The 19,122-nt window shown below is 71.4% G+C and carries 17 protein-coding genes and 1 pseudogene; 8 read left to right on the top strand and 10 right to left on the bottom strand.

What is annotated here, in order from left to right; all coding sequences use genetic code 11:
- Window positions 1–30: 30 nt before the first annotated feature.
- Together A37W_RS0101830 and A37W_RS0101835 are read right to left on the bottom strand one after the other, a co-directional pair.
- Window positions 31–1,662 (bottom strand): alpha-glucosidase, encoded by a 1,632-nt coding sequence (locus A37W_RS0101830; RefSeq protein WP_018301322.1) that lies wholly within the window; start codon window positions 1,660–1,662, stop codon window positions 31–33.
- 25 nt (window positions 1,663–1,687) lie between these two features.
- The gene (locus tag A37W_RS0101835) at window positions 1,688–2,608 is read right to left on the bottom strand and encodes a YihY/virulence factor BrkB family protein (protein ID WP_018301323.1); all 921 of its coding nucleotides are present in this window, start codon (window positions 2,606–2,608) and stop codon (window positions 1,688–1,690) included.
- 124 nt (window positions 2,609–2,732) lie between these two features.
- On the opposite strand from A37W_RS0101835, the gene A37W_RS0101840 reads away from it, so the two are divergent.
- The 3 genes from A37W_RS0101840 to A37W_RS0101850 all read left to right on the top strand — a co-directional run bounded on the left by A37W_RS0101840 (window position 2,733) and on the right by A37W_RS0101850 (window position 7,361).
- A complete protein-coding gene (locus A37W_RS0101840) occupies window positions 2,733–3,605 on the top strand; it encodes an alpha/beta hydrolase family protein (RefSeq protein ID WP_018301324.1) in 873 nt (290 codons plus the stop codon).
- A gap of 105 nt (window positions 3,606–3,710) precedes the next feature.
- On the top strand, window positions 3,711–5,603 hold the full coding sequence (locus A37W_RS0101845) for a PhoX family protein (RefSeq protein WP_018301325.1): 1,893 nt from the start codon (window positions 3,711–3,713) through the stop codon (window positions 5,601–5,603).
- 129 nt (window positions 5,604–5,732) lie between these two features.
- Window positions 5,733–7,361, top strand: a complete 1,629-nt coding sequence (locus tag A37W_RS0101850; protein WP_018301326.1) for an alpha-amylase family protein — start codon at window positions 5,733–5,735, stop codon at window positions 7,359–7,361.
- Window positions 7,362–7,472: 111 nt separating this feature from the next.
- Here A37W_RS0101850 and A37W_RS0101855 read toward each other — a convergent pair whose 3' ends face one another.
- The 5 genes from A37W_RS0101855 to A37W_RS0101875 form a co-directional block, all read right to left on the bottom strand.
- Window positions 7,473–8,297 (bottom strand): arginyltransferase, encoded by an 825-nt coding sequence (locus A37W_RS0101855; RefSeq protein ID WP_018301327.1) that lies wholly within the window; start codon window positions 8,295–8,297, stop codon window positions 7,473–7,475.
- Window positions 8,298–8,404: 107 nt separating this feature from the next.
- Window positions 8,405–8,863: an RDD family protein gene (locus tag A37W_RS0101860; protein ID WP_018301328.1), complete on the bottom strand. Its 459-nt coding sequence runs from the start codon at window positions 8,861–8,863 to the stop codon at window positions 8,405–8,407.
- Between the two features lie 69 nt (window positions 8,864–8,932).
- Window positions 8,933–9,502, bottom strand: a complete 570-nt coding sequence (locus tag A37W_RS23105; RefSeq protein WP_018301329.1) for a DUF2852 domain-containing protein — start codon at window positions 9,500–9,502, stop codon at window positions 8,933–8,935.
- Window positions 9,503–9,571: 69 nt separating this feature from the next.
- A complete protein-coding gene (locus tag A37W_RS0101870) occupies window positions 9,572–10,063 on the bottom strand; it encodes a DUF2852 domain-containing protein (protein ID WP_018301330.1) in 492 nt (163 codons plus the stop codon).
- A gap of 170 nt (window positions 10,064–10,233) precedes the next feature.
- On the bottom strand, window positions 10,234–10,704 hold the full coding sequence (locus A37W_RS0101875) for a YbaK/EbsC family protein (RefSeq protein ID WP_018301331.1): 471 nt from the start codon (window positions 10,702–10,704) through the stop codon (window positions 10,234–10,236).
- A gap of 64 nt (window positions 10,705–10,768) precedes the next feature.
- Between A37W_RS0101875 and A37W_RS0101880 the strand changes: the two genes are divergently transcribed.
- From A37W_RS0101880 to A37W_RS0101890, 3 genes are read left to right on the top strand one after another with little or no spacing between them, the layout of a single operon-like run.
- Window positions 10,769–13,531, top strand: a complete 2,763-nt coding sequence (locus tag A37W_RS0101880) for a [protein-PII] uridylyltransferase family protein (protein WP_018301332.1) — start codon at window positions 10,769–10,771, stop codon at window positions 13,529–13,531.
- Between the two features lie 4 nt (window positions 13,532–13,535).
- Window positions 13,536–13,796: a hypothetical protein gene (locus A37W_RS0101885; protein ID WP_018301333.1), complete on the top strand. Its 261-nt coding sequence runs from the start codon at window positions 13,536–13,538 to the stop codon at window positions 13,794–13,796.
- A gap of 2 nt (window positions 13,797–13,798) precedes the next feature.
- Window positions 13,799–14,227, top strand: a complete 429-nt coding sequence (locus tag A37W_RS0101890; protein WP_018301334.1) for a hypothetical protein — start codon at window positions 13,799–13,801, stop codon at window positions 14,225–14,227.
- On the opposite strand, the gene eda is transcribed toward A37W_RS0101890, so the two are convergent.
- Entirely contained in the window at window positions 14,224–14,865 is a 642-nt protein-coding gene (gene eda, locus A37W_RS0101895) for a bifunctional 4-hydroxy-2-oxoglutarate aldolase/2-dehydro-3-deoxy-phosphogluconate aldolase (RefSeq protein ID WP_018301335.1), read from the bottom strand. The two genes, A37W_RS0101890 and eda, sit on opposite strands and share 4 nt — an antisense overlap.
- Window positions 14,866–15,001: 136 nt before the next feature.
- Window positions 15,002–16,804, bottom strand: coding sequence for a phosphogluconate dehydratase (gene edd / locus A37W_RS0101900; RefSeq protein ID WP_018301336.1), 1,803 nt, complete (start codon window positions 16,802–16,804; stop codon window positions 15,002–15,004).
- Window positions 16,805–16,952: 148 nt separating this feature from the next.
- Between edd and A37W_RS0101905 the strand changes: the two genes are divergently transcribed.
- Window positions 16,953–18,161: an RSP_2647 family RNA methyltransferase gene (locus A37W_RS0101905; RefSeq protein WP_018301337.1), complete on the top strand. Its 1,209-nt coding sequence runs from the start codon at window positions 16,953–16,955 to the stop codon at window positions 18,159–18,161.
- Complete coding sequence (locus A37W_RS0101910; RefSeq protein WP_018301338.1) at window positions 18,161–18,706, top strand: RSP_2648 family PIN domain-containing protein; 546 nt, start codon at window positions 18,161–18,163, stop codon at window positions 18,704–18,706. Before A37W_RS0101905 ends, A37W_RS0101910 begins: the two co-directional genes overlap by 1 nt.
- Window positions 18,707–18,929: 223 nt before the next feature.
- Here A37W_RS0101910 and A37W_RS0101915 read toward each other — a convergent pair.
- A pseudogene (locus tag A37W_RS0101915) lies at window positions 18,930–19,122 on the bottom strand (hypothetical protein); the annotation flags it as partial.

A 19,122-nucleotide genomic window follows, 5' to 3' on the forward strand; every position in this document is an offset into this window, starting at 1 on the left:
TCGTCGGGACGACGACAGCGGACACCCCGTCTAAGCGAGAATCGCCACGCCCTCCCACGGCGCAAGTGTCACCGTCCCGTCCAGTGCCTCCCGCTCCCCCGCCGTCATGGCGAGGCACCGGCCCCGGATCGCCAGCTCCGGCGGCACCTCTAGCGTCACTTCGCGGGACGAAACGTTGCCGATCACCGACAGCCGACTGCCCTCCAGCGTGCGGGTGTAGGACAGCACTTCGTCGTGGTCGGCGAGGCACGGCTCGTACCGACCGTGGACGATGACCGGATGCTCCCGCCGCAGCGCGACGAGGTGGCGGTAGAAGTCGAACACCCCGTCCGGCTGGCTGCGATCCGCCTGCGCGTTGATCTCGGCGAAGTTCCGGGCCGGCGGCAGCCAGGGCGTGCCGGTGGTGAAGCCGGCGTTCGGCCCCGCGGTCCACTGCATCGGCGTGCGCGCGTTGTCGCGGGAGTTCCGCGCCGCGCCGGCGAGGAAGTCGGCCTCGCTCATCCCCTGGTCCATCTGCTCGGCGTAGAAGTTCAGCGTCTCGACGTCGCGGTACTGGCCGATGGTGGTGAAGCCGGCGTTGGTCATGCCGATCTCCTCGCCCTGGTAGATGTAGGGCGTGCCCTTCATCAGGTGCAGGACGAGGCCGAGGAGTTTTGCCGAGCGCACCCGCCACGTCCCCTCGTCGCCGAAGGACGACACCGCCCGCGGCAGGTCGTGGTTCGACCAGAAGAGCGCGTTCCAGCCGTCCTCGCTCAGCGCCTGCTGCCAGTCGTTGAGGACGCCCTTCAGGACCGGCAGGCTGAACTCCCTGGGCTTCCACTTGCCGTGGGTCTCGTGCCAGTGGGCGGTGATGTGGGCGAACTGGAACAGGGTCTGCAACTCGCCGCGGTCACGGCCGACGTAGGAGAGGGCATTCGCGGTCGTCGCGCTCCACGCCTCGCCGACGGTGAGGAGGTCGCTGCCCGCCAGCACCTCACGGTGCATCTCCTGCAGATGGTCGTGCAGCGTCGGTCCGTCCGCCACGATGCCGGCATCGACGTCCTTTCCGATCAGGTCGATCACGTCCATCCGGAAGCCGCCGATGCCACGCGCCTTCCACCAGTTCATCATGTCCCAGAGCTCCGCCCGCATGGCGGGATTGGTCCAGTCGAGGTCGGGCTGCTGCGGGGTGAAGAGGGCGAGATAGTACTGCCCCGACCCTTCGTCCCAGTGCCACGCCGGCCCGCCGAACATCGAGCGCAGGTCCGACGGCGGCCCGCCGTCCGGGCCCGGATCGCGCCAGACGTAGAAGTCGCGCGTCGGCGCGGCGCGGTTGCCGCGGGCCGCTTCGAACCACGCGTGCCGGTCGGAGGTGTGGTTGACCACGAGGTCCATCACGATGCGCATGCCGCGGTCGCGTCCCTCGGCGATCAGCCGGTCCATGTCGTCCAGCGTGCCGAATTCCGGCGCGATGTCGCGGTAGTCGGAGATGTCGTAGCCGTTGTCCGCCATCGGCGAGCGGTAGACCGGCGAGAGCCAGATGAAGCCGACGCCGAGGTCGGAGAGGTGATCCAACCGGGCGAGGATGCCGGGAAGGTCGCCGATCCCGTCGCCGTTGGAATCCTGAAAGCTGCGCGGATAGATCTGATAGCCGACCTTGTCGGCCCACCACGGGTCTGACATCGCTGCGCTCCTGTCGTCTGGGGTATCAGGGGTCGAGCGGACCGTCGGCCTCGGGATCGACCTTGGCCTGCCGCTCCATCTCGCTGTCGAACTCGGCGCCGAGCAGGACGATGAAGGCGGACAGCCACATCCAGGTCAGCAGGATGATGACGCCGCCGAGCGAGCCGAACGTCTCGTTGTAGCTGCCGAAGTTGGACACGTAGACGGTGAAGGCGACGGTGCCGGCGATCCAGATCGCGGTGGCGAGCGCGGCGCCGGGCGTGATCCAGCGCCACGAGACGTGGCGGTCGGGGCCGAACCGATAGAGGATCGCGAGGCCGATCACGACGATCAGGATCATCAGCGGCCAGCGGATGATCTGGACCCAGAACTCGGTCGTGTCGCCGAGCGGCAGGATCGCCAGCGCGGCCGGCAGCAGCGCGCCGATGGCGGCGATCAGCAGGACGCCGACGATCAGCCCGATCGTCAGCGCGAACTGGACGAGGTAGCGGCGCACGAAGCCGCGGCTCTCGTCCGTCTCGAAGGCGACGTTCAGCCCCTCCATCAGGCTCTGGATGCCCTTCGAGGACGAGTAGAGGGCGATCAGCACACCGAAGATCGCGGCAAGGCCCAATCCGCCCTCGCGGCTGCCGGCGACGGCGGTGGCCTGGTCCATGATGATCTCGGCCGCGCCCTGCGGGAGCATGGAGGCGAGGGACTCCAGCTGGTCGACCAGCATCTGCGGCGAGGTCACGAGGCCTGCGACAGCGAGCGCCGCGACGATGCCGGGAAAGATCGCGAGAAGGCCGTAGAAGGCGCAGCCGGCGGCGATCAGGCTGACATGGTCGTTGCCGATCTCGGCGAAGACGCGCTTCAGCGTCGCCCACCAGCCCTGCTTCGTGATGTCCGTGGGGTGGGCGGCCGGATCGTCGGGGATCGGCTCGCGGGTGTCGTCGGTCACGCTCATTCGTCTTGCCTTCGCGGGAACTTCGGCGGGCCAACGCCGCGCGAACGAGCGCCGTTCCGAAACGCTGGTCAGACGTCGGCCGGGAGGCGATGCTGCGAGCGCACGTCAACCCCGGAGACAGCCCATGTTCCGAACCCTGCTGCCCGTCCTCGCCTTTCTGCCCGCCGCCGCGTTCGCGCAAGGGAACGAGACCGACGTCACCTTCCTGTCCGGCGGTCAGGAGGTGATCGGCACGCTCGCCCTGCCGGAGGGCGAGCCGGCGCCGGTGGTCCTGCTGCTGCACGGCTTCACCGGCACCCGGGACGAGCTGGCCTCGGACGCGGTGCCGGGCGGCGTCTTCGGTCACGCCGCCGCGGTGCTGGCGGAGGCGGGGTACGCGTCGCTGCGGATCGACTTCCGCGGCTCGGGCGAGTCGCTGGCCGACCTGACCTTCGCCGACACCACGTTCGAGGGGCAGGTTCAGGACGCGCTGGCCGCGATCGACTACCTGCGCACGCTGGACAGCGTTGCGACGGACGACCTCTACCTCGTCGGGTGGAGCCAGGGCGGCCTCGTCGCCACCGCCACCGCCGGCCGCTCGCAGGCGTTCGACGCGGTCGCTCTGTGGGCCGCGGTGGCGGACCCCGCTGTGACCTACGGCGGCATCCTGGGGCCGGAGGCGATGGACGCGGCGGCCGCCGCCGCGCCGGGCGAGGAGGTGGAGGTGACGCTGCCCTGGGCCGCGATCACGATGCGGCGGGAGTTCTTCGACGGCATCGCGATCTTCGACCCGCAGGCCGAGATCGCGGCCTATGCCGGGCCGCTCTTCGTTGCGCAGGGGACGCTCGACGACACGGTGGCCCCGGCCTCCGCCCAGCTTCTGATCGACGCCCACGAAGGCCCGGAGGAGCTGTGGATGGCCGAGATGGACCACGTCTTCAACGCCTTCGCCACGGTCGAGACGCTGGACGAGATGCTGGACCGGACCATCGCATTCTTCGACGCGCACGCCGACTAGGCGGCGCTCCGGCCGCTGTCACGAAACCTTCGCGGGAGTGCGACCGGAGCGTCATGCAAAGACCCTACGCGCTCCCCCAGGACAACACCTTGGGGAGCTACCGCCATGAAGGACACCGACACCCGCCACCTCAGCTGGGACGAGTGGGACGAGCTGCGCCGCCCGGCGCCGGGCGAGACCGACTTCGACCGCGTCGTCGCCGGCGCGATCAGCCGCCGCGGCTTGCTCGGCGGCGTGCTCGCCTTCGGCTCGGGCGCGGCCGCGATGGGCCTCGGCACGCTGAAGGGCACCACAGCGATGGCGCAGAGCAGCCGCTTCGCCTTCGCGCCCATCGCCGCGCAGACCGATTACGACGTTCACGTCCCCGAAGACTACGAGTGGGGCGTGCTGGTGCGCTGGGGCGATCCGCTCTTCTCGGACGCGGCCGAGTTCGACGCCGCCCAGGGCGGCGATCCGGCGACAGCCGACCGGGTGTTCGGCGAGAACACCGACGGGATGGAGCTGTACGAGATCGACGGCGCCCAGGTGATCGCGGTCAACCACGAGTACGTCAACGAGACGATCAACCTTCCGAACGCGCCCGCCGAGTCGGGGAGCGTCGTGAACTCGGAAGAGGACGCCACGAAGCTGATGATGCTCCAGGGCGTCACCGTCATGGAGGTCCGTGACGGCGCGACTGGCTGGGAGGTCGTGGTCGACAGCCCCTACAACCGCCGGATCACCCACCAGACGCCGATGACGCTCTCCGGCCCCGCCGCCGGCACGCCGCTGATGCAGACCGTGGCCGACCCCTCGGGCACCGAGGTGAAGGGCACGCTGAACAATTGCGGCGCCGGGCGGACGCTCTGGGGCACGTACCTGACCTGCGAAGAGAACTTCAACGGCTACTTCGGCTCGACCGACCCCGAGGTCGAGATCACCGAAGGCTGGGCGCGCTACGGCATCGGCGCCGAAAGCCGGTATGCGTACGAGCAGTACGACAGCCGCTTCGACATCTCGGTCGACCCGAACGAGCCGAACCGCCACGGCTGGATCGTCGAGATCGATCCCTCGGACGCGCAGTCGGTGCCGGTCAAGCATACCGCCCTCGGCCGCTTCAAGCACGAGAACGCGGCGATGGTGCAGGCGGCGGACGGCCGGATCGTCGTCTACATGGGCGACGACGAGCGGGGCGAGTTCCTGTATCGCTTCGTCTCCAACGGCGTCTGGGAAGAGGGCACGAACGGCTCGGCCCTGCTGGAGGACGGCACGCTCTCCGTCGCGCGCTTCACCGAGGACGGCACGGGCGAGTGGTTGCCGCTGACGCCCGAGAGGACGGGCATGGAGATGGCCGAGATGCTGGTCCACGCCCGGATGGCCGGCTCGGCCGTGGGCGCGACCACGATGGACCGCCCCGAATGGGTCGCCGTGAACCCGGTCGCGGCCGAGGCCTACTGCGCGCTCACCAACAACTCGCGCCGCGAGGCGGGGGCGACCAACGCCGGCGGCGACGCGATGGAGCCGGCGGGCCCGAACCCGCGCCCGACCAACGAGTACGGCCAGATCGTGCGCTGGCGGCCCGAAGGCGGCGACCACGGCGCGGACACCTTCGCGTGGGACCTGTTCGTGATGGCGGGCAACCCGCAGGTCTACGACAACGAGTATGGCGGCTCGCCGAACGTGACGCCGGGCAACATGTTCAATTCGCCGGACGGCATGCAGTTCTCGTCCGACGGCCTGCTCTGGATCCAGACCGACGGCGACGACAGCAACGAGGGCGACTTCGCCGGCATGGGCAACAACCAGATGCTCGTCGGCGACCCCGAGACGGGCGAGATCGCGCGTTTCCTGACCGGCCCGAACGGGTCGGAAGTGACCGGCCTCACCTGGTCGGCGGACCGCACGACGGCGTTCGTCGGCATCCAGCACCCCGGCGGCTCGTGGCCGGGCGAGGACGGGATGCCGCCGCGCTCGTCGGTGATCTGGGTGCGCCGCAACGACGGCCAGCCGATCGGCTGAGCCGGAAGCGGATCAGCGGAAGGGGGCGGTCCTCCGGGCCGCCCCCCCCCTTTCCGGATGTCGGTGTGGCGGCGATCACGGTGACGCGATGCGATGGACGGGGGGCGACCCCGCCCTAGAACGTTGGCGATGTTGGATCTCTGGTACAAGAACGCCGTCTTCTACTGCCTCGACGTGAAGACCTTCATGGATTCGAACGGCGACGGGATCGGCGACTTCCGCGGTCTCACCGACCGGCTGGACCATCTCGAGGCGCTCGGCGTCACGACGGTCTGGTTGAACCCGTTCTATCCCTCGCCCGGCCGCGACAACGGCTACGACATCACCGACTTCTACGGGGTCGATCCTCAGTTCGGCACGCTCGGCGATTTCGTGGAGTTCAGCCGCGCGGCGCGTGAACGGGGGCTGAACATCCTCGTGGACCTTGTGGTGAACCACACCTCGACCGATCACCCGTGGTTCCAGGAGGCCCGCAAGAAGGGCTCGCGCCGGCGCGACTGGTACGTCTGGAGCGAGGAGAAGCCCGAGGACATGTCCGAAGGCATCATCTTTCCCGGCGTGCAGGAGGCGGTCTGGACCTACGACCGCAGCGCGCAGGCGTGGTACCTGCACCGGTTCTACAAGCACCAAGCCGACCTCAACATCGCCAACCCCGAGGTCCGCGAAGAGATCATGCGGATCATGGGCTACTGGCTGGAACTCGGCGTGTCCGGCTTCCGGGTCGATGCGGTGCCGTTCCTGATCGAGTACAAGGGCCTGAAGGACATCCCCGAGCGCGATCCGATGATCCTGCTGTCCGAGATCCGCGACTTCCTGTCCTGGCGCCGCGCGGGAACCATCCTTCTGGCCGAGGCGAACGTGACGCGGGATCTGGCGCCCAGCTACTTCGGCGGCCGCGAGTTCGACCGCGACGAGCGGATGCACATGGTCTTCGACTTTCCGCTGAACCAGGCGATCGCGCTGTCGCTGGTCCGCGGCACGGCCGGGCCTATCGCCAAGGCGCTGGAGTCGCGGCCACAGCCGTCGCCCGATCAGGCGCAATGGACCGTGTTCCTGCGCAACCACGACGAACTCAGCCTGGACAAGCTCACGGAGGACGAGCGGCAGGAGGTGTTCGAGGCGTGGGCGCCCGAGGACGGGATGCAGATCTACGGCCGTGGCATCCGCCGCCGTCTGGCGCCGATGCTCGGCGGCGATCCCGCGCGGCTCAAGCTCGCCCACGCGCTGCTCTTCGCGCTGCCGGGCACCCCGGTCATGTGGTACGGCGACGAGATCGGCATGGGCGAGAACCTTGACCTGTCCGAGCGCAACGCCGTCCGCACGCCGATGCAATGGTCCGAGGGGCGGAACGGCGGCTTCTCCGAGACGATGGGGGACCTGATCCGGCCGATGGCGACCGAGGGGCCCTACGACCACAAGGCGGTCAACGTCGCGCGGCAGCGCGACAGCCACGGCTCGCTCCTCGACGAGGTGCGGCGCCTGATCCGCACCCGCCGGTCCTGTCCCGAGATCGGCTGGGGCGACACGCGGGTGCTGGACGACCTGCCCGAGGGCGTCCTCGGCCTGTGCTCGACCTGGCAGGGCAACAGCGTGGTGACCTTCCACAACCTCGCCGACCGCAAGATCGCGATCGTTCCCCGCTTCGAGGCGCCGCTGCAGCCGCTCCTGCGCTGCGGCGGCCCGCTGGAGCCGGGCGAGGGCTTCTCGCTCGATCCACATGATTACCGCTGGTACCGGATCGGCGGCGAGCGCCGCTGAATGTGTCGTTCGTGAACGTCCAGCTGGTGGAGTCGGTGTTGCCCGAACACGGGGACAGGCCGGACGGCGAGATCGGCAAAGGCGCCGGGTCGGGGCCGGGGCGGACCGGTGTCAGCGGACCGGGCGCACGCCGGGCAGGGTGATCCGCGCGACCTGTTCGGCGATCGGCTCGACGGACAGCGGATGGGTCTCGGCGCGGTAGGCCTCGGGGCGGGTCACCCGCTCCCAGCGTCCGCCGCGGTGCACTTCGAGGCCGGAGAAGCCGGCCTTGTAGCCCATCTTGGGCGAGCCGGGGACCCAGTAGCCGAGGTAGACGTACGGCAGCCCCAGCTCGCGCGCGATCCGCACGTGATCGAGGATCATGTAGGTCCCGGGCGAGCGGTTCGACATCTCGGGCGCGAAGAAGGAATAGACCATCGACACCCCGTCATCGAGGATGTCGGTCAGGCTGACTGCGCGCAGGTGCGCGGTCCGCTCCGCCTCCTCGCGGTACTCGATGACGCGGGTGCGGATCGGCGTCTCCTCGACCATCGCGGCGAATTCGAACATGTCCATGTCGGCCATGCCGCCCGTCGCGTGGCGGCTGTCGAGATATTCGCGGAACAGGTCGTACTGCTCTTCCGTCGCCCAGGGGCTGGTCGCGCGGCGCGTCAGCCCCGCGTTCCGCCGCAGGGTGCGGCGCTGGCTGCGCGTCGGCTCGAACTGCGAGACGTCGATGCGGGCCGACAGGCACGCGGCGCAGTCGGCGCAGGACGGGCGGTACAGCACGTTCTGCGACCGCCGGAACCCCTGCTTGCTCAGCGCGTCGTTCAGCTGCTCGGCCTGCTCGCCCTGCAGGGCGGTGAACAGCTTTCGCTCCATCCGGCCGGCCAGGTAGGGGCACGGCTGGGGCGCAGTCACGTAGAACTGCGGCGCGAGGGGCAGGGTGTGGCGCATGAGCGTGACGGCAGCGGTGGCGTTGAGGTCTCCCGTCCCGGAACCTAGCAACCGATCGCGCGTCCGCAAACCCCCCGAATGGAGGGAGGCTGCGGATCGCCGCTCCGTCAGCGCCGCAGGAGCGGCCGGTTCATCGCCGCCGTGCCGAGGATCATGTCCGTCAGGCCCTGGCCGCGGGGCGTGACCAGCATCAGGATCGCCGAGATCAGCTGCGCCGGCGCCGCGAGGACCGACACGGTGTAGCCGGCGGTGTGCAGCAGCGCGGTCTGCGAATCCAGCCGCTCGCCGGTGCGGTCGCGGATCTCGATCCCCATCAGCCGCATCCCCCACGTCGCCGACCCGCCGGACAGCGTCAGCCAGCGGTAGACGAAACCGAGGACGAGCATCAGCATCGGAAAGAAGAACAGGCCGGTGAAGGCGGTGAAGGGCAGGACGAGGACCGCCAGGATCGCGATCAGCGTCACGTCCAGCACCCAGGCGATCGCCCGCTTCACCGCGGTGCCGCGGTAGAATTCGGGCCGGGTCTCGGGGTCGGGCAGGCCGATCAGGGGGGAGTAGGTCGTCACGTCGGGTCTATCTCCGGTCGAGAGGGAAGGGGGCGCGGCCCGGAGGGCAGGGCCGCGGGGAAGGGGCCGTCAGTCGCCGCGCGCCTCGCGGGCGCGTCGGGCGCGGTCCTCCATGAACTGGTCGAACTCGCGGGAATCCTTGGCGGCGCGCAGCCGCGCCAGGAAGCCCTCGAACTGCGCACGCTCGTCCTCGAGCCGTTGCAGCATGTCGGTGCGGTAGGCGTCGAACGCCTCGTTGCCGGTCGGCCGCAGCGCCGCCTCGGGCGTCCGCGGCGCCACCTGCTCGGCCGCCGCGCCGGCGCCGAACCGGCCGAAGCCGCGCCACAGGAACAGCGCGGCGAGCGCGAAGCCGAGCGGGGGCGCGTGGACGAAGCCCATGATCGTCGCGATGACCGCGAAGGCGGCGAAGAACACCATCGACAGCGCGCGCAGGGCGAAGCTCCGGTAGGGCCCGTAGACCCCCTCGAACCCCAGCCAGGCCACCATGCCGGCCAGGACGAAGCCCGCGGGCATGAAGAACACGAAGCCCAGGATCGTGGCGACGATGCCGAAGCCCGAGAACAGGACGATCTTGAGCGCGGTCAGCGCGAAGGCGTCGTCCTCGGGCGGGGCGACGAGTGCGGAGGCGTAATGGGCCATGGCGGGCTCCGGAAAAGGGGCGGGGTGAAAAGGACCCGGGCCGGCCGCGTGGCCGGCCCGGACGGGGCGTCAGGCGTTGGAGCGGGGCGGCTCGTAGCCGCGGACCGGGCTGTCGCCGTCATCGCTGCGGTCGTCGTCGCCGCGGCGCGAGCGTTCGTCCATGAACTGGTCGAACTCGGCCTTGTCGCGGGCGGAGCGGAGCCGCTCGAGGAAGGCCTCGAAGGCGTCCTGCTCGTCCTCGAGCCGGCGCAGCGTTTCCGACCGGTAGCTGTCGAAGGCGCTGTTGCCCGAGGTGCGGAAGCCGTGCTTGCGGTGCATCCGCTTGGCCGAGTGCTGCCCGCCGCGGCGGGCGCAGGAACCGTTGAACATGCGCTTGCTCCAGATCATGTAGGCGAGAAGGGCCAGGCCGATCGGCCAGAAGGCGATGAAACCGAGGATCATGGCGGCGATCCAGGCGCCCTTGCCGCGATCGTCCAGCCAGCCCTCGGCGCGGGCGAGCAGGTTGTCCCGCTCTCCGCCGCGCCAGTCGGTCGATTGCGGGTGGATGTCGGTGGTGCTCATCTGCGTGCGGCCTCCTTGTGCCGGGGTTGCGATGTGAATGCCTTTCACATGACCCTAGATGAGCGTGGGGCGCGGTTCTCGCAAGAGGGGATGTGAAGGTTTTTCACATTGAGGGGCAGGCAATGGCGTAAGCCCCTGATTCGGGCCGGAAGAAAGCGGCGCCTCCGGCCTCAGGCGGCAAAATCGGACTTCTGCGCCCCCGTCAGCCGCGCCAGCTCGTCCGGCGCGATCGGAAAGACGTGTCGCGGCGTGCCGGCGGCGGCCCAGACCTCGGCGAAGTCGAAGAGCCGCGGATCGAGCCAGACCCGCGCCGGCCCGGTCAGCCCCAGGGGCGCCACGCCTCCGATGGCGAACCCGGTGCGCGTCCGCACCTCGGCCGCATCGGCGCGGGCCAGAAGTTCGCCGGCCACTGCCTCGGCCCGATCCGCCTGCACCTGCCGGCCGCCGGCGGTGAGGAAGAGGTGAGTCTCGCCGCTGTCGTGGCCAATGAAGATCAGCGACTTCACGATCTGGTCGAGCTCGCACCCGACCGCAGCCGCCGCCTCATCGGCGGTGCGGGTGCCCTCGCTCATCTCCACCGGCCGGGCGGTCAGCCCCGCCTCTTCCAGCGCCGCTGTCACGCGTTTCAGGCTCTTGCTCATGGCCGGACCTTGGCCCGCCCGCGTGCGATTGACCAGAGGCGCGCGTGCACCCAAGGTCGCGCCGATGTCGATCGCCGCCCGCCAGTCCCGCTCGCCCCGTCCCTTCGATCCCGAGAGGGGGGCCGACGCGTCCGCCGCCTTCGCCGACCAGCCGCCGGAGGTGCGCGAGCTGATCGCCGGAGCGGCCGGATGCAGCCCCTACCTCGCCGGCCTTCTGTCGCGCGAGGCGGAGTGGATCCGCCCGGCTCTGGAGGCGCCCGAGGATGCGCTGGCGGACGAACTCGTCCGCATCGCGGAGTTGCCCGCCGGCGACCTGCCGGACGGCCTGCGCCAGGCCAAGCGCCGCGCCGCGCTGCTGGCCGCGCTCGCCGACCTTGCGGGGGCCTGGCCGCTGGAGGAGGTGACCGGAGCGCTCACCCGTTTCGCCGACGCCGCGGTGGGCGCGGCGCTGAGGGCCTACATCGCCGAGGGCATCTCCCGCGGCCGCCTGCCGGGGCTGGCCGAGGAGGACGCCTCGTCCGGCGGCGGCCTCGCCGTCTATGCCATGGGCAAGATGGGCGCGTTCGAGCTGAACTATTCCTCCGACATCGACCTGATCTGCCTGTTCGACGAGACCCGCTTCACCCGCGACGACTATCCCGAGGCGCGCGCCGGCTTCGTCCGCGTGGTGCGCAAGCTGGCGCAGACGCTGTCGGACGTCACCGCCGAGGGCTACGTCTTCCGCACCGACCTGCGGCTGCGGCCCGACGCGGCGGTGACGCCGGTCGCGATGGCGATGACGGCGGCGGAGTCCTACTACGAGAGCGTCGGCCGCACGTGGGAGCGCGCCGCCTGGATCAAGGCCCGCGTCGCGGCGGGGGATGAACAGGCAGGCGCGGCGTTCCTGAAGACGTTGCGCCCCTTCGTCTGGCGCAAGCATCTGGACTTCGCCGCCATCCAGGACGCCCACGACATGCGGCTGCGGATCCGCGACCACAAGGGCCTCGGCGGGCCCCTATCGCTGCCGGGGCACGACATGAAGCTCGGCCGGGGCGGCATCCGCGAGATCGAGTTCTTCACCCAGACCCGGCAGCTCATCGCCGGCGGGCGCGATCCGTCCCTGCGGGTGCGCGGCACGGTCGAGGGGCTGGCCCGCCTCGCCGCAGCGGGCTGGGTGCCGCAGGACGTGGCGGATACGCTGACCGGGCATTACCGCGCCCACCGCGAGGTCGAGCACCGGCTGCAGATGGTGAACGACGCCCAGACCCAGGCCCTGCCGCAGAACGCCGAAGGGTTCGAGCGGCTGGCCGCCTTCATGGGCATGGATCGCGCAACGTTCGAGAAGGACCTGAAGGCGCGGCTGGAGGAGGTGCACGAGCTGACCGAGGGCTTCTTCGCCCCCGGCGAGGCGGCGCCGGTGCCCGAGGCGTTCGGCAAGGAGGTCACCGCCCGCTGGCCGGGCTACCCCGCGCTCCGCAGCGCCCGCGCGGGCGAGATCTTCCGCCGGCTGCTGCCGGACATCCTGACCCGCCTGCAGGAGGCGGCGAAGCCGGACGAGGCGCTGCACGCCTTCGACGCCTTCCTCGCCGGACTGCCGGCGGGGGTGCAGCTGTTCTCGCTGTTCGAGGCGAACCCCCGCCTGACCGAGCTGATCGTCGAGATCAGCGCCACCGCCCCCGCGCTCGCGCGCTACCTGTCGCACAACGCCGCCGTGTTCGACGCGGTGATCGGCGGCAGCTTCTTCGCGCCGTGGCCGGGGACGGCGGATCTGACCGAGGCTTTGTCGAAGGCGCTCGCCGCCGCGCCGGACTACGAGACGCGTCTCGACACCGCGCGACGCTGGATGAAGGAATGGCACTTCCGCGTCGGCGTCCACCACCTGCGCGGCCTGATCCCGGCGACCGAGGCGGGGGCGCAGTACGCGCAGCTCGCCGAGGCGGTCGTGGCCGGCCTCTGGCCCGTCGTGCAGGCCGACTTCGCCGAGCGGCACGGGGCCCCGCCCGGACGCGGCGCGATGGTCCTGGCGATGGGCTCGCTGGGTGCGGGGCGGCTGAACGCGATGTCGGACCTCGATCTCATCGTGATCTACGACGCAGGAGGGGTGGAGACGTCGGAGGGCCGTCGCCCGCTCGCGACACGCACCTACTACGCCCGGCTCACGCAGGCTCTCCTGACCGCGCTGACGGCGCCGACGGCCGAGGGGCGGCTCTACGAGGTGGACATGCGCCTGCGGCCGTCGGGCAAGCAGGGGCCGGTCGCCACCTCGCTGGCGTCGTTTCGCGACTACCAGAAGACGCAGGCCTGGACGTGGGAACATCTGGCCCTGACCCGCGCCCGCCCGATCGCGGGCGCCGAAGGCCTCTGCGCCGAGGTCGAAGCGTTCCGGCGCGAGGTGCTGGCGGACAAGGCGGAGGGGCCGGGCGTGCGCGCCGAGGTGGCCGAGATGCGGGCGCGGATCACGGCCGCGAAGCCGCCGCAGGGCGAGTGGGACGCCAAGCTGGGGCCCGGGCGGCTGATGGAGGTGGAGCTGGCGGCGCAGACCGCGGCGCTGCTGGCAGGGGCGCCCGACCGGCAGGTCGCGGCGCAGATCGGGGAGGGCGAGCGTGCCGGCTACCTCGACCCCGGCCAGCGCGACGCCCTCTGCCGCGCCTCCGACCTGTTCTGGCGCCTTCAGGCCGCCGCGCGGCTCTTGACCGGCGGGGCGCTGCGGCCGCAAGACTTGGGCGAAGGCGGCCGCCGCTTCGTCCTGCGCGAGACGGGGCACGCCGACATGGACGCGTTGCGCGCCGCGATGGACGAGGCCGGGCAGGACGCCGCGGCCGCGTTCGACCGGCTTCTGGAGAGCTGAGACGATGGCCAAGGGCGACGCCCACGATCCCACCGGCGTGATCGCCGAAGCCTACCGTATGGAGGGGATCGGCGCGCCCGAGTGCCGCTCGATCTTCCTCGACTGGGCGCTGGCCCTGCCGGCGGGCACAGACCAGCGGGCGGCGATCGAGGCGAACCTCGCCGAACATCGCCCCGGCGCCGAGGGCCACCCGATGACCGGAGTTCTGGAGGCCGGCCTTGCCGCCCCGCCGCCGGCCCGCCGCCGCGGCGGACGGAGGCGCTAGGCGTGAGGCTCGCCGCGCTCCTCGCGCTCGCGGCCGCGCCCGCGCACGCCGCACTGCCCTGCGACGTCTACGACGAGCTGGTGGCCGAGGCGGTGATGGTGATGCAGATCGCCGACATCGCGGTTGTGGCGCCCGAAAGCGGCAGCGCCTGCACGGTGCGGGGCACGGTCGTGCGGACCTTTGCGGGGCCGCACCCGCCGGGGACGCGCATCCAGACCAGCATTCCCTGCGACGGCTATCCGCTGCCGCCGGGCGTGGTGCCCGACATCGAGATCGGCGCGACGCTCTACTGGGATTTCGACGCGCTGTCGTCCGCGGCGGTGATCGAGCTGCACATCGCGCCCGAGGGCGGGCCCGCTGGCTATGGTGCCGGCGTCGCCGTTCTGGCGGAGCCGACCGAGGCGCCGGCCCGGGCGCCGACCTGCGGCTAGCGCGGCAGCGCCGCCGCCTCGGCCGCGAGCCGGGCGATCCCCTCCCAGTCGCCCGCCTTCACCTTGTCGGGCGGCGCGACCCAGCTGCCGCCGACGCACATCACGTTCGGTAGCGCGAGGTAGGACGGCGCCCGGGCGAGGTCGATGCCGCCCGTGGGGCAGAACCGCACCTGCGGGATCGGTGCGCCGATGGCCTTCAGGGCCGGCACGCCGCCGTTCACCTCGGCGGGGAAGAACTTCATCACCGAGTAGCCCCGCTCCAGCAGGCGCATCACCTCGGACGGGGTGGCCGCGCCCGGCAGCAGCGGCAGGTCGTTGGCCTCGGCCGCGTCGAGGATGCGGTCGGTCGCGCCCGGCGAGACGCCGAAGGTCGCGCCCGCCTCCTTCGCCGCCTCGACGTCCTTCTCGGACATCAGCGTGCCAGCGCCGACGACCCCGCCTTCGACCGTCGCCATCTCGCGGATCGCGTCCAGCGCGGCGGGTGTGCGCAGCGTCACCTCCAGGGCGGGCAGACCGCCCGCGACGAGCGCGCGGGCGAGGTCGGCGGCCGAGGATGCGTCCGAGACGACGAGGACGGGGATGACCGGGGCGAGGCCGCAGAGTTCGGCGTTCAGCTGGGAGGCATGTTCTGGGGTCAAGGAAGCGGCTCCGGATTAAGAAATGTTAACGACGCGCGGCGGGTTTCGAGTCACAAGGCAAGGGTCGGCGGGGCAGGGCGAAGGGTAGCGGTCGACGAGTGGTACGGCATTTCCCTCCCCGCACGACGCCATCCTCTCAGACCACAACCGCCGCGCCGGCCGAACTGAGGCCGACGTTCTGGCGGAACACCTCGAACAGCTCGCGCCCGACGCCGGTGCCGTTGCCGGTCAGGTCCGGCGTCGCCGGCTCGCGGCCCGACAAGTCGGCCGTCGTCTCCAGCGTGCCGCGCGTCGCGTCCAGGCGCACCACGTCGCCGTCGCGCAGGTACGCCAGCGGCCCGCCGTCCGCCGCCTCGGGCGAGACGTGGATCGCCGCCGGCACCTTGCCCGACGCGCCCGACATCCGCCCGTCGGTGACAAGCGCCACCTTCAGCCCCCGGTCCTGCAGCACCGCGAGCGTCGGCGTCAGCGAGTGCAGCTCGGGCATGCCGTTCGACTTCGGCCCCTGGAAGCGGACGACGACCACGCAGTCCGAGGTGAACTCGCCCCGGCGGAAGGCGGCCTTCACGTCCTCCTGCTCATGGAAGATGCGGACCGGCGCCTCGATCACGTGCCGCTCGGGCGCGACGGCCGAGACCTTGATGACCCCGCGGCCGAGATTGCCGGTCAGCTGGACGAGGCCGCCGGTCTTCTGGAACGGGTCCGCGGCGGGGCGCAAAATCTTGTCGTTCTGGCTGACTCCGGCGCCGTCCTCGTAAGTAATGCGGCCGTCCTTCAGCTTCGGCTCCTGCGTGTAGCGGGCGAGGCCGTCGCCCGCGACGGTCTTGACGTCGTCGTGCAGCAGGCCCTCCGACAGCAGCTCTCCGATCATGTAGCCGAGCCCGCCGGCGGCGTGGAAGTGGTTCACGTCGGCGAGGCCGTTGGGGTAGACCTTGGCCATCAGCGGCACGACCGCGCTGATCTCGGCGAAGTCCTCGAGGTCGAGGACCACGCCCGCCGCCCGCGCCATCGCCGGCAGGTGCAGCACCAGGTTCGTCGATCCGCCCGTCGCCATCAGCCCGACGATGCCGTTCACGAACGCCTTCTCGTCGAGGATCTCGCTGACCGGGCGATAGTCGTTGCCGAGGGCCGTGATCTCCGCCGCCCGCTCGGTCCCGGCGACGGTCAGCGCGTCGCGCAGCGGCGTGTTCGGGTTCACGAAGGAGGCGCCGGGCAGGTGCAGGCCCATGAACTCCATCAGCATCTGGTTGGAGTTCGCGGTGCCGTAGAAGGTGCAGGTGCCGGGGCCGTGGTAGGAGGCCATCTCGGCCTCCATCAGCGCGTCGCGTCCCACCTCGCCGGCGGCGAACTTCTGCCGGACCCTGGACTTCTCGTCGTTGGGCAGGCCGGAGGTCATCGGACCGGCGGGGAGGAAGACGCTCGGGATGTAGCCGAAGGTCGCCGCGGCCATGACGAGGCCGGGGACGATCTTGTCGCAGACGCCAAGCCACAACGCGGCGTCGAAGGCGTTGTGCGACAGGCCGACGGCGGCGGCGAGCGCGATGACGTCGCGGGAGAAAAGCGACAGCTCCATCCCGGTCTGCCCCTGGGTGACGCCGTCGCACATGGCGGGCACGCCGCCCGCGACCTGCGCCGTGGCGCCGGTCGCGCGGGCGGCTTGGCGGATCAGCTCGGGATAGCGCTCGAACGGCTGATGCGCGGACAGCATGTCGTTGTAGGCGGTGATGATGCCGAGGTTCGGGGCGCGGCCGTCGGCCAGCGCCGCCTTGTCCTCGCCCATCGCGGCGTAGGCGTGGGCCTGGTTGCCGCAGGCGAGGTGCGCCCGGCGCGGCCCTTCGGCGGCGGCGCGGGCCATCCGATCGAGATAGGCGGTGCGCAGCGGCGCGCTGCGCTCCACGATCCTCTGGGTGACGTCGTTCAGGCGGGGGTGCAGACTCATCGGGTCCTCCGGGGGCAGGGCCGCGTCGCAGCCGCTCTAGCACGGGCACGGGAGGAGCGACAACCGTTAGCGCTATCGGAAACGCGTGCCGGTTGAGGGGGCGGCGCCGAGGCTTCCGCCCGCCCGCGGAACGTCCTAAAGGCGGGCCATGCAGCCGCCCTTTCCGCCCCAGCCCTATCCGACCGTCCGCCTGATGCCGAAAGCCGAGGCGCGGGCGATCCGCCACGGCTTTCCTTGGGTCTACGCCAACGAGCTGGTCCTCGACCGCCGGACGAAGGGCCTGCCTGCCGGGGCGCTGGCGGTGCTGGAGGATGCCGAGCGGCGGCCGATGGCGGTCGTGACCGTCAACACCGCCAGCAGGATCGCCGCGCGGGTGCTGGACGGCGACCCCGAGGCGCGGATCGACGGCGGCTGGCTGCGCGCGCGGCTGGCGCGGGCGCGGGATCACCGGGAGAGGTTGTACGACGCGCCCTTCTACCGCCTCGTCCATGCCGAGGCGGACGGCCTGCCGGGCCTCGTGATCGACCGGTTCGGCGACGCCGCCGTGGTGCAGCCGAACGCCGCCTGGACCGAGACCGCGCTGCCCGAGATCGCGGAGGCGCTGGCGGAGGTCTGCGGCGTGACCACCGTCGTCAAGAACGCGTCCGGCCGGTCGCGGACGCTGGAGGGGCTGGACGAGGAGACGGTCGTCATCCGCGGCCCGGCGCCGGACGGGCCGGTGCGGGTGGAGATGAACGGCGCGGTCTACTTCGCCGACCTCCTCGGCGGGCAGAAGACGGGGCTGTTCTACGACCAGCGGCCGAACCACGCCTTCGCCGCCAGCCTCGCCAGGGACGCCCGCGTCCTCGACGTCTTCTCCCACGTCGGCGGTTTCGGCCTCGCCGCGCTGGCGGGCGGGGCGCGGGACGTGACTGCAGTGGACAGCTCCGCCGCCGCGTTGGGGCTGGCGACGAAGGGCGCCGAGGCGATGGGCCGGGCGGCGGACTTCGACACGCGGCAGGGAGATGCGTTCGACACGCTGGCGGCGCTGGCGCCGGAAGGGCCGGCCTTCGGCCTCGTCGTCTGCGATCCGCCGGCCTTCGCGCCGTCGAAGTCCGCGCTGGAGGCCGGTCTGCGGGCCTACGAGCGGATCGCGCGCCTCGCCGCGCCGCTGGTGGAGGAGGGGGGCTACCTCGTCCTCTGCTCCTGCTCCCACGCCGCCGATCTGGCGAAATTCCGCGGCGCCTGCGCCCGCGGCATCGGCAAGGCGGGCCGCCGGGGGCAGATCGTCTGGACGGGCTTCGCGGGCCCGGACCACCCGGTGCTGCCGCACCTCGCCGAGTCGGGCTACCTCAAGGCGCTGGCCTTCCGCCTCTGATGCGCGTCCTGATCGACGCGAACGTCCTCTATCCCACCGTCATGCGCGAGATCGTCCTCGGCTGCGCCGCCGCCGGCCTGTTCCAGGCGCGCTGGACCGAACGGATCGAGGAGGAATGGGCGCGCGCCACCCGCCGCCTCGGGCCGGAGGCGGAGGCCGTGGCGCGGGGCGAGATCGCGGCGCTGTCGCTGGCGTTTCCGGACGCGCGGGTGCGCGGGTGGGAGGGGCGGGAGGGCCGGCTGTGGCTGCCGGACCCGGACGACGTGCATGTGCTGGCGGCGGCGATCCACGGTTCGTGCGATGCGATCCTGACGCAGAACGCGCAGGACTTCCCCAAGGACGCGCTGGCGGCCGAGGGGCTGGTGCGGCTCGACCCGGACGGGTTCCTGCGCGACCTGTGGGCCCGGGAGCCGGAGGTGGTGCAGAGGGTGGCCGAACAGGTGGTGGAGAAGGCGCGGGCGCTGTCGGGCGAGGCCTGGACAGTGCGCCGGCTGCTGAAGAAGGCGCGGCTTAATCGTCTGGGACGGGCTCTGGACCCGGCGTGAGCGGCCCCGCTGCCGAGCGCGCAAGATCCTCCCCGTCCCGGGCTTGCCCGGGACCTCGCGCCGTCTTCCGCGAACCGGCTCGGAGGCCGGGGCGGGTGGAGGAGGGGGCAGGCGTCTGCCCAAGGGCTTCCGCGTCCCGGGCCTGACCCGGCGGGGCGTGCGGGGGCCGGGGGCGTGGGGGCAGCCGACTGCGCGTCCCGGGCCTGAACCGGCAACTGTAACCTCAGGGGTTGGCTGTCGCGTAGTCCTTGGCGTCGCGGAGCATGGCGTTGAGGACGGTGAGGAGCTTGCGTGCGACGGCGATGATGGCCTGCTTGGGACGCTTTCCGGCGGCCTCGAGGCGGGCGCGGAAGGCGGCGAAGGCAGGGTCCCGGCGCGAGGCCTGCAGGCCGGCGAGGTAGAGCAGCGAGCGGATC

This window comes from Wenxinia marina DSM 24838 (assembly GCF_000379485.1).
GTDB classification, from domain to species: domain Bacteria; phylum Pseudomonadota; class Alphaproteobacteria; order Rhodobacterales; family Rhodobacteraceae; genus Wenxinia; species Wenxinia marina.